Here is a 13,531-nt window from a genome sequence, read left to right as displayed (position 1 = left end):
GCCAGACGCCGCGCCCCCCAAAAGCAAACGGCGGCCCCCGAAGGGACCGCCGCCTGTCTGGTACCGTGTACCGCTCGGGTTCGATTAGAACTCGTAGCGGACGCCGACCTGGATGCGCCAGATCGAGCTCGAGGTCGAGATGAACTCGCGGTCGTCCGGGTTGAAGCCGCGGATGATGTAGCGACCCTGGTTATCGACGCCGCCGTCAACCAGATCGAGGAACTCGGTGCGGAAACGGGTGATGTTTGCGCCGTCGTCGATGAAGTTGAGGAAGTTGTCGAAGTCGGCGAACAGCTCGATGCGATCGTCGACCAGGCCGGTCACGCTACCGAGGAACGGCAGTTCCTGGCTGAAGCGCAGGTCGAGGTCGAACGACCAGTCGTTGCGGCACGAGTTACGCTCGATGCTCTCACCGAAGTCGATGTCGCACTGCGAGGCCACATCGCTGTTGTTCAGGTAGTCGAGCAGCGAAGCAACCGCGGCAGCGTCCGACAGCGGCGAAACGTTCGGATCGGCCGGGCCCGACGGGATGTAGAGCAGGGCGTTGTCCGAACCCGACGAGCTGTCGTTGAAGACGCCACCACCATCGAAGGTCAGGCTGTACGGACGGCCTTCACGTGCACGGAAGTACATGCCGAAGGTGGTGCCGTAGTCGCCGAAGAACTCCTCGCGAAGGTAGAACGACGCGGTGAAGTTGTGGCGGGTCTCGTAGTTCGAAGTCGAGATGGCCGGGTTCTGGCGATCGAAGGCCGCGGTCACGTCGAAGGACGAGGTAGCGGTCGACGAACCGACGTTCCGGTTGTTCTTCGAGTTCGTGTAGGCGTAGCCGAAGCGCAGGCCGGCATTGCCGCCCTCGGTGAAGATACCGCTGCGGAAGTTCTTCGACAGCAGGATCGACGCCGCGTGGCTTTCGTAGCTCGGGCCGTTGGTCAGCTGGATTTCGTCGTCGCGGCGGGTGTTGAAGCACGCCGGCGAAAGATTAGTCCAGACCGGCGGGGTGCCGCCGGTGCCTTCGAGGGTCGCGTCACAACCGGTGTTCGACGGATCGATCGCACGGTAGATCGGGCGACCATCGACGGTGAAGCCGTTGAGGCCACGGCTCGGGTCCGGAGCCTGCGACAGATCGACGAAGTTCAGCGTGTCGTTGAACCGCGTGTAGATGTAGTCGAGGTTCAGGCGCCAGTCGCTGAAGAAGCCGGTTTCCGTACCGAAGTCGCTCTGGAAACCGAGGTTCGCACGAACCGCCGTCGGGACGTCGAAGTCCGGGTCGGTCGACTGCGTGTCGGCGAGACCCGCAGCAGCCTGGTTCGAGCCTGCGGTGATCGCGCAGGTCGGGAAGCCCGTGAACGAACCGTTGGTGACGACGTCGAAGTTGCCGTTGCCGTCGAGCAGGCCGGCGCACTCGCCGTCGAAGGTCGAACCTTCACCGGTCGAGAAGCCGTTGTTCGAGAAGGCGTTCGAGAAGTACACCACCGGGTCGCCGCCCGCGAAGATGCCGACACCGCCGGTCAGTCGCGAGTTGCTGAAGAAGCCGGAGTTGTCGAACTCGTAAGTGGCCGAGAAGCGCGGCAGCAGGACCGGGTCGAGCTTGCTGAACGGGTTGGCGTTCGTGAAGCCGTAACGGTTGAGGAACTGCGGGTTCGCACGCGGCGCATCACCGTCGTAGAACTGGACGCGGAGACCGGCGGTCAGCGAGAGCTGGTCGGTGGCCTGCCACTCGTCCTGTGCATAGACCGAGTAGATGGTGCGGTTGAAGGTTGCAGCCGCTTCGTTGATGTCACCGGTCGGGGTAGCGGAAATGACACCGCCGCCGAGACCGCCGCCGATCAGGTCGTCAGCGCCAGCGAAGACGCTGGAGAAGCCGCCCGAAGCAACGATGCCGTTCTCGAAATCGTCAAGGTTGCGGAAGAACAGCGTACCGGTCGCGTTGATGGCGAACAGGTTGTAGACTTCTAGGTCGTTGATTTCGGCACCGATCTTGAACAGGTGGCCCGAACCGGCGTCGATGTTCATCTGGAACTTCGCCTGGTCGACCGTGGTGTTCAGCGCGTTGGCCGAGCGGAAGATGCCCGGGCCGGTGCTGAGGATGCCGTTCTGCGTGGTCTGGCCAGCAACCGGCTCGACGCCGACTGCAAGACGCACGGTCGGGTTGTCCGACTGTGCTTCGCCGAAACCGACCGGGCCCTGGACGTCGCCGACTTCTGCGCGGCTCAGGCGCAGCTCGGTCGAGATCGTGTCGCTCCAGTCGCTGTAGAGACGGACCGAGTAGTAGTCCGAAACCGTACCTTCGTCCTCGAACGAGTTGAGGCCGGTCAGGTTCTGGCCGCCCGTGTCGCTCTCGACATTGGTTTCTTCGAGGCGCTGGTAGGTCGCTTCGAGACGGTGGTCGTCGCTGATGTAGGCGTCGATACGGCCGAAGTAACGGACGCTCGATTCCGGCAGGGTGCGCGGGTAGCCGCCGACATCCTGGCCGTAAACGTCACGCGCGATCTGCGCGAAACGGTCGAACTGCGCCTGGGTGACGAAGTCGGCTTCGTTGGCGAAACCGCCGCCGGCCGGGCCGAACTCGTTGGCATCGCCAAGGTCGGTTTCTTCGTAACCGGCATAGAAGAAGACGCGATCGGGGATGATCGGGCCGCCCAGGGTCGCACCCCAGCGCTTCTCTTCGAATTCGGAAACGATGTCGGCATTGCCGTCGAGCGAGTCGCCGCGCAGGTCCGAGTTACGCAGCGTGAAGAACGCCGAACCGTGGAACTGGTTGGTACCCGACTTGGTGACGACGTTCACGAGACAGCCGGTGAAGTCCGAGTACTCGACGTCGAACGGAGCAAACTCGACCGAGGTTTCGCGAACCACGTCGTAGGGAAGCGGCAGTGCGTTACGCGCTGCGAACGGCGTGCCGTTGAGGCCGAACACGTCGGCCTGGACGATACCGTCGACGGTGAAGGTGTTCGAACGGTCGTTACCGCCGAGGCACGAGATACGGTCGACTTCGTTGTCACGCTCGAGGCTGACACGCGGGTCGAGGCGGATAATGTCGCGAACGTCGCGGGTCAGGCTCGGGAAGTTCTCGAGTGTCTGCTCGCCGAACGCGGTGCCCGGGCCGACAGCGAGCTGCTGCACGTTGGCGCGCTCGCCGGTGACGACGATGAAGTTCTCGGCAGCTGCACCGGCAGTCGCGTCGGACAGCTCGAAGGTGAAGTCGGTGTTACCCGAGATGTTGATGAACTGGCCTTCGACCGACTGGCCTTCGTAGCCGCCTGCCGTAACCGTGATGGTGTAGGGACCGCCGGGGACCAGCGAGCTGACGCGGAAGTTGCCGTCAGTGCCGGTGGTCAGCGTGCGGGTCTGGCCGGTACGCGTGTCGGTCACGGTGACCGTTGCGCCGGAGATCGCTTCGCCGGTGGTGGTGGTTACCTGGCCTTCGATGCCAGAGGTGATCTGCTGCGCGGCAGCCGGAGCCGCGACCATGGTGGTCGCCGACAGGCTGACAACGCTCGCTGCCAGGAGATATTTGAGTTTCATGAGTGAGACAGTCCCTGTTTGGTGCTCGAGTGAAACGGTCGGGTTGCGGATGACGGCCCGATAGGTTCGATAAGTGACGCGCAAAAGGACATTTTGTGACCAGACAATGACATCCGGCCCGATTCTTATGCACAGGCAGGTCACATACCGATTAAATGTGACAAATCAGTGATTTAGCACTGTTGCTGCAATGCAACAGGCACGAATCAATTTGCCCCGGGAGGAAGTCTCCGCCCGGAGGGACCGAATCAGGCCAGGTTGATCTCGCGCAGGCGCTGGAGGAGGAACTCGTGGCTCGAGATCGGCTCCGGCGCGTTTCCGTCGTCGCAGGAAGGCAGCGTTTCGATCACGTAATCCGGCCGGAAATGCAGGAAGAACGGCATCGAATAGCGCGCTCGGTAGGCCGCTTCGCCGCGCGGATTAACTACGCGGTGTGTCGTCGAACGAAGCTTGCCGTTGGTCAGCCGGTCGAGCATGTCGCCGACATTGATGACCAGCGCGCCCTCGGGCACGTCGACGGCCTTCCACTCGCCCTGCTTGGTCAGCAGTTCGAGGCCCGCTTCCTCGGCACCGAGGAGCAGGGTGATCGTGTTGATGTCGCCATGCGCGGCGGCGCGGATCGCGCCTTCGGCTTCCTCGCCTTCGAGCGGCGGGTAGCGCAGCAGGCGCATGACCGAGTTGCCGTCCTTCACGGTCGGGACGAAGAAATCTTCCTCGAGACCGAGGTGGATCGCAATCGCGCGCAGCACGCGGTCGCCCGCTTCCTCGAACGCTCTGTAAAGCGCGAGGAAGGTCTCGCGGAACTCGGGCAACTCTTCGGGCCACACGTTGGGCTGCATGTATTCCGACAGCTCGTGGCCTTCGGCGAGGCTGCGGCCGATGTGCCAGAATTCCTTGAGGTCGTGGACCTTGGCATCCTTCGCCTTCTCGGTGCCGAACGGCGTGTAGCCCCGCGCGCCGCCGCCCCCGGGGATGTGATACTTGCGTTTCACGTCTTCCGGCAGGGCGAAGAACTGCTTGGAAAGCTCTTCGGCCTTGGCGATCAGCTCGGCAGGGATGCCGTGGTCGCGGATGACGGCGAAGCCGAATTCGGAAAAGCTGCGGCCGAGTTCGTCGGCCACGTCATCGAGCGGACGCGCGATGGATACGGATGCGATGTCGGTCATGGTCTTTATCTTAGCGTAAGGGGCGTCAAAGCGGTAGGAACAGGCCCGCCAATGCAGCGCTCATCAGGTTGGCGAGCGAGCCTGCGGCGAGCGCGCGTAATCCCAGCTTTGCAATCACCGGTCTTTGATTTGGCGCAAGTCCGCCCGTTACAGCCATCTGGATGGCGATGGAAGAGAAGTTCGCAAAGCCGCACAGTGCGAAAGTCACGATGGCGCGGCTGCGTTCGGTCAGGCCCTCGAGCTGGCCGAGCTCGATGAAGGCGACGAATTCGTTGAGCACGATCTTGGTGCCGAACAGGCCGCCGGCGACTTGCGCCTGCTCCCAGTCGGCGATGCCGATGAGGTACATGATCGGCGCGAAGACGTAGCCGAGGATTTGCTGGAAGCTGAGATCGGGGTAACCGAACCAGCCGCCGATCCCGCCGAGGATGCCGTTGGCCAGCGCGACGAGGGCGACGAAGACCATCACCATCGCACCGACCGCAACGGCCAGCTTCACACCGGTCTGCGTGCCCTGCGCGGCTGCTTCGATCACATTGGCGGGCCGGTGGCCTTCCTCGAAAGTCTCCGCGACTTCGACCTCATGCGCCTTGCCGCCTTCGGTGAGTGCAGCCGGGCCTTCGGAGCTGATGCGCGCTTCCGGCAGGTTCACGTCGCCGACGATGTCCGAATAATCGCCATCGTCAGGCATGATGATCTTCGCCATCAGGATACCGCCGGGGGCGGACATGAAGGCTGCGGCGAGCAGGAACGGCACTGCGTCTGCGCCGATGAAGCTCGCATATGCGGCAAGGATCGTGCCTGCGACACCCGCCATGCCGACGCACATCAGCGTGAACAGGCGCGACGGCGGGAGCGAGGCGAGATAGGGGCGCACGACCAGCGGGCTTTCCGACTGCCCGACGAAGATGTTGGCGGCGCTGCCCAGCGCCTCGACCCGGCTGATGCCGGTGATCCAGCCGATCGCACCACCGACCCACTTCACCAGCCGCTGCATGATGCCCCAGTGGTAGAGGATCGAGACCAGCGCGGCGAAGAAGATGATGACCGGAAGCGCCGCGATCACGAAGGTGTTCGTGAAGGGGTTCGCATCCATCGGCCCGAAGATCGCGGTGATGCCCGCCTTGGAATAGTCGAGCAGCGCGATTACGCCGTTCGACAGGCCCTGGATCGCCTTCACGCCCCACGGCGTTCGCAGGACCAGCAGCGCCATCAGCGCCTGGAGCGCGAATGCGGCGCCGACGATACGCAAGTTGATCTTGGTCTTCGCGTTGGACAGCAGGAATGCGATGCCGAGGATCGCCACGATGCCGAGCAGGCTTGCTAGGATGGGATGCATGGTTTCTTTCGTAACCGAATCTGTTGACCTGCCTTCGCCTTTTGCGCGCGCACAGTCAAACACCCGCCCACAGATTAGAGTCGCGGCGCCACTTTCCTTTTCGCCCGTCTCGCCATAGTCACCCTCCATGACCGAGCACGACAATACGCCCCGGAACGCCCAATACCTCGCCGCAGCAGCCATGCCGCGCGGCCTGTTCGTCTACATGCTGCTGTATGGCGGGATGACCGTCCTGGCGGGCGTGCTCGCGTTCAAGCAGGTGCAATTGCCGCCGACCGACCTCGCCGTGGAAGCGGGCATTTTCGCCTTCCTCCTGCTGGTCGTGATCTCGAGCACCGTCGCCCAGCTCTACGGTGAGAAAGTCGCCAGCCGCATCGTTTGGTGGGGCTTCGTGCCGCTGCTGATCGCCTCGCTCCTCATGCAGCTTGTGCTCAACCTGCCCGCATCGACCGAGATGCTCGAAGGGCGCGCGGACGACCTTGCTGCATTCGAGCGGGTCCATGCAACCGTCTGGCGCGTGTGGGCTGCCGGCCCGGCCGCCTATCTCGTCTCGCTGCTGCTCAACGTGTGGATCTTCTCCAAGCTGCGCGGCAACGGCGAAGGCAGCACTTTCGGCCTGATGGTGCGCGGTGCGGTCGCTTCGGCTTTGAGCCAGGCGATCGATTCGGTAATCTTCATCTTCCTCGCCTTCTACGGCCTGTTCCCGATCGCGAACCTCATGCTCGGACAGGTCATCGCCAAGGTCGTGCTCAGCATCGTGCTGGTGCCGTTCCTGATCACCGGCGGGGTGAAGCTCGCTCAGTGGCTCGACAAGCGCAGCGCGGCATAGCCGGCGGGTTCCAGCACTCGCGAGCCGATTACCGCCTCGCCTGAAACTTCGGCAGGAAGTTCGCGCCCTTCGGCGGAATAGTTGAACGCGAAGCAGTGGTTCGCGGTCCGGCGGAGGCGCATGCCTTCCGGCAGGTCGATTGTCTCGAGGCCGGCATCGCGTGTGGCGCGCCCCAACACCTCGGCGGCGAGTGAGCCCTCCATCCATCCGGCGCAGTAACGCACCCTTCCCGACTTCCAGCACGCGACCGTTCCGTCGCAGGCTGCCAGCTCGCTCTCAGCCTCGCTTTCGATCCGGTCGAGCCAGCGGGTGACAACCCAGCCCTCGCCCGCATGCTCGACGCCCGGCGGCAGCGTCTCGCTGAGCGCGACCCTGCCTTCGAACACCGTGCGCAGCTTGCCCGGCGCGAGGCCGTCGGGAATGGCGAAGTCCTCGTCGCGGCTGCCGCTGCGTGGGCCGATTACGACCTGACCCTCGAATGCCTCGAGGCTCGCCAGCGCGGCATCGCTCACGATCGGAAGACACGGGACTACCGCCATCGCATATCCGTCGAGCGGGGTTCCGGGCCGCACGATGTCGACATTCAGCCCCATCTGCCTGAGCGCGGAATAGGCTGAGAACGCCGCCCAGAGCGCAGAACATCCGCGCCCTTGCGGCTGGGTCAGCGTCACCCACTCACTGTCGTAAGAAAACAGCAGCGCGACCTGTTTCACCGACCCGCCGATCTCGCCAAGCGCGGAAATGTCGCGCGCTGCCTGCGTTGCCTCGCCTAGCCCAGGCGCAGCCTCGCTGTCGGGCCTGAGCAAGCCGGCGTGCATCTGCTCCTGTGCCTTGGGAAATTGCCGCCAGCGGAAATAGCTGACGACTTCCGCCCCATGCGCCATTGCCTCCATCGTCCACAGGCGCACCATGCCCGGCAGCGGCGCGGGATTGTGGTGCGCCCAGTTCACCGGCCCGGGCTGCTGCTCGATCACGCCCCAGCGCCCGCCTTCCGTGCAACCGCGATAGAGATCGTGGTGGAAGGCGGCGATGTCCGGATGGCCCTGCCGCGCGTAGGCGAGTTTGTCTTGCGGCGAGAACGGGAAGACGTCGAGGAAGCCGAGCGGGTAGCTGTCCCACGTGATGACATCGAGCTGCGCGCCGAGGTCGTGGTGGTCGAACTGGGTGAAGAAGCCCATCGCGTTGTGGGTCACGTCGCGCCCGGGCGACAATTCGCGCAGGATTTCCACCTGCGCCGCGTTGAACGCCATCACCTGGTCGGACGAAAATCGCCTGAAGGCGAGCCAGTGGGCCGGGTTCGCCTCGGTGACGGTGAGGTTGGGTAGCTCGATCTCGTCGAAGGAGCGGTACTCCATGCTCCAGAACACATTGCCCCACGCCTCGTTGAGCGCATCCACGCTGCCGTAGCGCGCTCCGCACCACGCGCGGAATGCATCGCGCGCGGCGGGCGAGAAGCTCTCTACCGTATCGTGGCAGCCGTATTCGTTGTCGGTCTGCCACGAGACGACGGCGGGATGGTCGCCATATCGCCCGGCAACTGCGCGGGTGATCCTCGCCGCCTCCTGCGCGTATCCTGCATGGCTGAAGCAATAGTGCCGCCGCGATCCGAAACCGCGCGGGCGACCCGCTGCATCGAGCGCGATCATGTCGGGCATGCGGTCGACCAGCCACTTGGGCGGCGTCGCGGTCGGCGTGCAGAGCATGACCTCCAGCCCCGCCCCGTGCAGCGCATCGATCGCGCGATCGAGCCAGCCCCAGTCGAAACGGCCCGGCTCGGGTTCGATACGGCTCCAGGCGAACTCGCCGATCCGCACGAGCGAGAGACCCGCCTCTTTCATCCGGCGCGCATCCTCGGCCCAGATATCCTGAGGCCAGTGTTCGGGGAAATAGCAGCAGCCCAGACGCATCGCGCTCTCCAATCGGTGCATCGCCCGCCATGCGCCAATTGGCAGCGGCAAGACAAGCGGCTAGCTGTTGGCAGGCAAGAGATAGAGGGGATCGCGAGGGTGTTCGGAGACAGCGCGCAATACGGCAATGCCGTGCAACTGGCGGTATGCCTGGGCCTGACCGCGCTGGTCGGCCTGCTCACCTGGCTCAATGTGCGGCAGGCGAAGCGGCACGACGGGTCGGAGCAGGACGTCTACCTCGCCGGCAAGGGGCTGAGCTGGGTTTTCGTCGCGGGCGCGATCACGCTGACGAACCTGTCGACCGACCAGCTCGTCGGCATGAACGGTAACCAGATGCTGCTGCTCGCGTGGTGGGAAATCGCCGGTTTCGTCGGGCTGATGATCCTCGCTTTCGTCTTCGTGCCGCTCTACTACCGATACAACTGTACGACGGTGACCGAACTGCTCGAGCGGCGATATGGCGGGCGCTCGATACGCACGCTGATTTCGGGCCTGTTCCTGTTCGGCAATATCCTCATCTACCTGCCCGCTGCGCTTTATTCGGGCGGGTTGTTCCTGCAGTCGCTGTTCGGTGCGCAGATACCGCTGATCGTCTTCTCCGCGATCCTCGCGGTCATCGGTGCGGCCTATACGATCTTCGGCGGACTAAGGGCCGTCGCGGTGATGGACACCTACTCGGGCATCGGCATCCTCGGGCTTGCATTGCTGATCGTCTTCCTCGCCCTCGCCGCAGTCGATTTCGACCTGTCGAACGTGCCTGCCGAGCGGCTGACAATGGTCGGGGCGAGCGACAGCCCGATCCCGTTCCACACGCTGTTTACCGGCATGATCTTCATCCAGGTGTTCTACTGGTCGACCAACCAGAACATCACCCAGCGCGCCATGGCCGCCCCGACGGTGAAGGAAGCGCGCAAGGGCGTGTTTGCCGCCGCGCTCATCCGCATCCTGATCGTTCCGCCGATCGTCGTGCTACCGGGCGTCGTCGCCTACCAGCTGTTCGGCGATGTGGGCGACCGGGCATACGGCATGCTCGTCGCCGAGGTCCTTCCCGCCTGGCTGTCGGGCGCATTTGCCGCGATGGTCGCTGCGGCGGTCATCACGACTTTCAGCGCAGTGCTCAATTCCACCGTCGCGCTCTATTCGGTCGACTTCCACGAGCAATATGTCGGCGAGGTCGAGAACCACTGGAAGCTCGGTGCCGTAATGAGCGTGCTGGCGACCATCCTCGCGATCATGCTCGTCCCGATGTTCATGACGGCGGAGAGCATCATCAACCTGCTCCAGCAATTGAACGGCCTGCTGTCGATGCCGATCCTCTCGGCCTTCATCGCGGGGCTGCTGTTCCGCAATGTCGGCGCACCGGCGGCCATCGCGGGCGTTGTCTGGGGCGTCGCGCTCTACGGCGGTTTCAGCTTCTGGCTCCAGCCGGCCGGGCTGGTCGCGATGCACTACATCGACTTCATGGTCGTGACACTGGTTACCTCGGTCATTGCGGCGCTTGTCTTCAACCGGCTGGTGATGGGCCGCAAGGCCGAGTTCATCGGCTTCGCCCTGTTCCGCAAGGCAGGCCTGCCCGAAGCGAACTGACCGCCCGCCAGATCTGTGGCAGGCAATGGCATGGCATAGCCATGGCATTGGCGCATACGCCTGCCGCAGCGAAAATCTCCCGCAAATTCAATGACGGGAGACTACCATGCCATTTTCCAGAATCGCGCTTGCCGCGCTCGCCTGTTCGGCCCTTGTCGCGCCCGGCTTCGCCGCCGCGCAGGGCTTTCCCAAGCTGCCGCGCGTGCCGAAGGTCCCCTCGGTGAAGCTGCCATCCGGCGGCGGTGAAGCAGCGCGCACGCAGCGAAACTCGAACCAGCAGCCTGCCGTCATGCAGCGCAGCGGCGGCAACGACACCAACGCCTACATGCAGGATGTCATGAAGCTGACGACGACGATCGATTCCAACTGGGACGGCGAGCGGATCGACCGGGAAGTCGGCGAAATCCGCTCGGCGGCGGAAAGGATCGCGGCGAACGGCTATGCCGGTGTGCCGCCGCAGATGCAGCAGTCGAACCGCATGCAGATGAAGCAGGCCTTCGACCGGACTGCCGGCAGGGTCGATCACGAGATCGACTGGGCCGCCACCCGCATGGCGCGCAATGCCGGAAGCAATCCCAACATGCCGACGCTGATCTACAACGAAATGCTCGCGATCGAGACCGCGCTCTATGCTGCAACGATGATCTTTCCCGACGATGCGACCTACCGCGCCGCGCATCAGAAGGTCGGCGCGGAACTCGCGCGATACGGTTCGCGCGAAGGGGCCGGAAATGCGCTCGAGCAGGCGGCGCTGGCCAAGGCCGCGAGTGTGAGCATGCCGCCTGCGACGAAAAACGACCCTGCACTCGTCGCGATGTTCCGCACGGCATGGGGTACCAGCGGGATCGACTGGGAAATCCTCAAGATCAATCCGCGCGGAGGCTGGGGCGTCAAACGCGACAGTGTCGGGCGGATCATCGGGCGCACGCACGATGCCGCGATCGCGGCGCGCAATCCGCGCAATCCGGACCATTGCAACCTGTATGATTTCACCCTGCTCAAGCTCGAAGGTGGCGGTGTGCGTCGCAGTTCGCACAGCACCACGCGCATCGCCTGCGAGAACGTGAAATAGCTCGCCCCGCAGCCGCAAATCGCTGAATTTGCACGACCCCGCTGCTTGCACGGGCCGGAAAGCCTGCCATGAATATGGCATGGCGCGGCCACGGCGCTTTTGGTCCACCGGTCGCGCCAAAGGAGGCGCTTGATGGTCGAGGAAGCAAACGCGCGCATGTCGCGGGGCGCGGGTGGAACGCTGGCGAGGGTCGCCGCCCATCCGTGGACCAAACTGCTGCTCGCCGTCCTCGCTGTACAGGCGGCCTACTGGCTCGTCTTCTATCCCAACATGGTGCGCTGGCGGCCGGAAGAGCGCCCGGCTTTCGTCGAATTGCAGGACGTGCAGCAGGCAGCACTTGCGACGCCCGACAAGGCAGGGCTGGCAGGAGCGGAATTCGAGCCGTTCGATCCCTCGCTGCGCATGTTCGAGAAGGGCGTCTACGCGACCCGCATCACTTTCGAGCTGGACGAGGTGCCGCCTTCCGGCCTCGCCCTGCTCGACAACGCTTCGGGCGATCACATCCGCTACGTCGTCAATGGCGAGGTCTTCGCGACCCCCGGCTCGGCGGAATTCGGCGCGCTGACCTACAACGGTTCGCAAAAGCGCATCATGCAGGTCGCGCCCGTCTTCCTGCGCGAAGGCACGAACACGCTCGACAGCATCATCATCTTCGACCTCCCGCGCGAGGCCGATATCCCGCCGCCACTGCTCGGGGAATACGAGGCGATCGAGGCCGCGTTCAGCTGGACCGATTTCCTCTTCAACGACTGGCGCAACACCATGATCGGGGTCACCTTCACCCTCGCCCTGCTGGTCGGCTTTGCCGCCCTGCGCGCAAGCGAGAGGGCAATCCCGGCATGGCTTTTCCTGCTGACGCTCAGCTGGGCGCTGCATGCGCTGTTCTATCGTTGGATCGACTTCCCGCTACAGGGCTTCGAGCGCGGCGCGGCTTATTCGATCATTTTCCTGTTCATGTCCGCCTGCTGGCCGGTCTTCGTGGATGCCTGGACCGAAAAGCCGCTGCGCTTCTTCCGCGAGGCGATCCTCGCCCTCTTCGGAATCGGAGCGGCGATCATCGGGTGGTTCATGCTCGTCAGCCAGCCGATCGATGCCTTCACCGTGTCGGAAGAGGTGCTCGACCAGCTCGGCCTCGTCTTCGTGGTCGCGACCATCGGGCGGCTGGTGTGGCACTTCCTGCGCAATCCGGCCGAAGACCGCGTGTGGGAGGCCGCCGTGATGATCCTGCTTGCAACGCTGATCGGATGGTTCCTCTACAATACGTGGGTGCACGACACGAATGTCGGCGTGCTTCCCGGCTCGCAGCCGGTACTGATCCTGGCGCTCGCCGTCGCCTTCTTCGCGCGGCGGTTCCACCTCTTCCGCTCGTCGAACGAGATCAACCGCCTGCTCCAGGCCAAGCTCGACCTGCGCGAGGCGGAACTGGCCGAAGCGCACGAGCGCGAGAAGCGCTTCGTGCGCCAGCAGGCATTCGGCGAGGAACGCCAGCGCATCATGCGCGACATGCACGACGGCCTCGGCAGCCAGCTGATGAGCATGCTGCTCGCCGCCCGCCGCGGGAAGGCAGAACCGGACCGCGTGGCCGAAGGGCTGCAGCAGGTGATCGACGAGATGCGGCTGATGATCGATTCGATGGATTCGGTCGGGGAATCGCTCGACTCCGCCCTCGCCAGCTATCGCAACCGGTTGCAGCCGCGCATCGAGGATGCAGGCTTCAAGTTCGTCTGGGTCAATCGCCTGGCAGGCGCATTGCCCGACTATCCGCCGCGCAAGACGCTGCAATTGTTCCGCATCCTGCAGGAGGCCGTCACCAATGCGCTCAAGCACTCGGGCGGAACGACGATCGCGGTCATGCTCGAGCCTTGCCCCGAACGCCGCGACTGGCTGTGCATCTGCGTCACCGACGACGGCAAAGGCATCGCCCAAGGTGGACGCGCCGGGCGGAGCGGGCATGGGCTTGAGAACATGCGCGTGCGCGCCCGCTCGATCGGCGCGGAAATCGACTATGGTACGCCGGAGACCGGAGGCGGCAGCGTGCGCGTTTCCATCCCGCCCTACCCTGCCGAAGAGGCCTCCGATAGGAAGGCTGCCGCATGACGCGCCTCC

The 13,531-nt window shown here is 64.3% G+C and carries 8 protein-coding genes; 4 read left to right on the top strand and 4 right to left on the bottom strand.

Annotated features, from left to right (window positions below; genetic code table 11):
- Nucleotides 1–84 precede the first annotated feature (84 nt).
- From EO245_RS04515 to EO245_RS04505, 3 genes are all read right to left on the bottom strand, one after another.
- Nucleotides 85–3,525: a TonB-dependent receptor gene (locus tag EO245_RS04515; RefSeq protein ID WP_128891810.1), complete on the bottom strand. Its 3,441-nt coding sequence runs from the start codon at nucleotides 3,523–3,525 to the stop codon at nucleotides 85–87.
- Nucleotides 3,526–3,773: 248 nt separating this feature from the next.
- Nucleotides 3,774–4,691: an isopenicillin N synthase family oxygenase gene (locus EO245_RS04510; protein WP_128891809.1), complete on the bottom strand. Its 918-nt coding sequence runs from the start codon at nucleotides 4,689–4,691 to the stop codon at nucleotides 3,774–3,776.
- Nucleotides 4,692–4,716: 25 nt separating this feature from the next.
- On the bottom strand, nucleotides 4,717–6,030 hold the full coding sequence (locus tag EO245_RS04505) for a NupC/NupG family nucleoside CNT transporter (RefSeq protein WP_128891808.1): 1,314 nt from the start codon (nucleotides 6,028–6,030) through the stop codon (nucleotides 4,717–4,719).
- 127 nt (nucleotides 6,031–6,157) lie between these two features.
- Between EO245_RS04505 and EO245_RS04500 the strand changes: the two genes are divergently transcribed.
- Complete coding sequence (locus EO245_RS04500; protein ID WP_128891807.1) at nucleotides 6,158–6,859, top strand: queuosine precursor transporter; 702 nt, start codon at nucleotides 6,158–6,160, stop codon at nucleotides 6,857–6,859.
- Here EO245_RS04500 and EO245_RS04495 read toward each other — a convergent pair.
- A complete protein-coding gene (locus tag EO245_RS04495) occupies nucleotides 6,829–8,787 on the bottom strand; it encodes a beta-galactosidase (protein ID WP_234026958.1) in 1,959 nt (652 codons plus the stop codon). The genes EO245_RS04500 and EO245_RS04495 overlap by 31 nt on opposite strands.
- A gap of 78 nt (nucleotides 8,788–8,865) precedes the next feature.
- On the opposite strand from EO245_RS04495, the gene EO245_RS04490 reads away from it, so the two are divergent.
- The 3 genes from EO245_RS04490 to EO245_RS04480 all read left to right on the top strand — a co-directional run bounded on the left by EO245_RS04490 (nucleotide 8,866) and on the right by EO245_RS04480 (nucleotide 13,522).
- Nucleotides 8,866–10,353, top strand: coding sequence for a sodium/solute symporter (locus tag EO245_RS04490; protein ID WP_128891806.1), 1,488 nt, complete (start codon nucleotides 8,866–8,868; stop codon nucleotides 10,351–10,353).
- 106 nt (nucleotides 10,354–10,459) lie between these two features.
- Nucleotides 10,460–11,425: a hypothetical protein gene (locus EO245_RS04485; RefSeq protein WP_128891805.1), complete on the top strand. Its 966-nt coding sequence runs from the start codon at nucleotides 10,460–10,462 to the stop codon at nucleotides 11,423–11,425.
- Between the two features lie 132 nt (nucleotides 11,426–11,557).
- The gene (locus EO245_RS04480) at nucleotides 11,558–13,522 is read left to right on the top strand and encodes an ATP-binding protein (protein ID WP_128891804.1); all 1,965 of its coding nucleotides are present in this window, start codon (nucleotides 11,558–11,560) and stop codon (nucleotides 13,520–13,522) included.
- The last annotated feature ends 9 nt before the right edge of the window (nucleotides 13,523–13,531 follow it).

The sequence above is a fragment of the Erythrobacter sp. HKB08 genome (assembly GCF_004114695.1).
Classification (GTDB): Bacteria; Pseudomonadota; Alphaproteobacteria; order Sphingomonadales; family Sphingomonadaceae; genus Parerythrobacter_A.
Note: the sequence above shows the minus strand (reverse complement) of the source record. Positions and strands in the feature narration are given on the sequence as shown.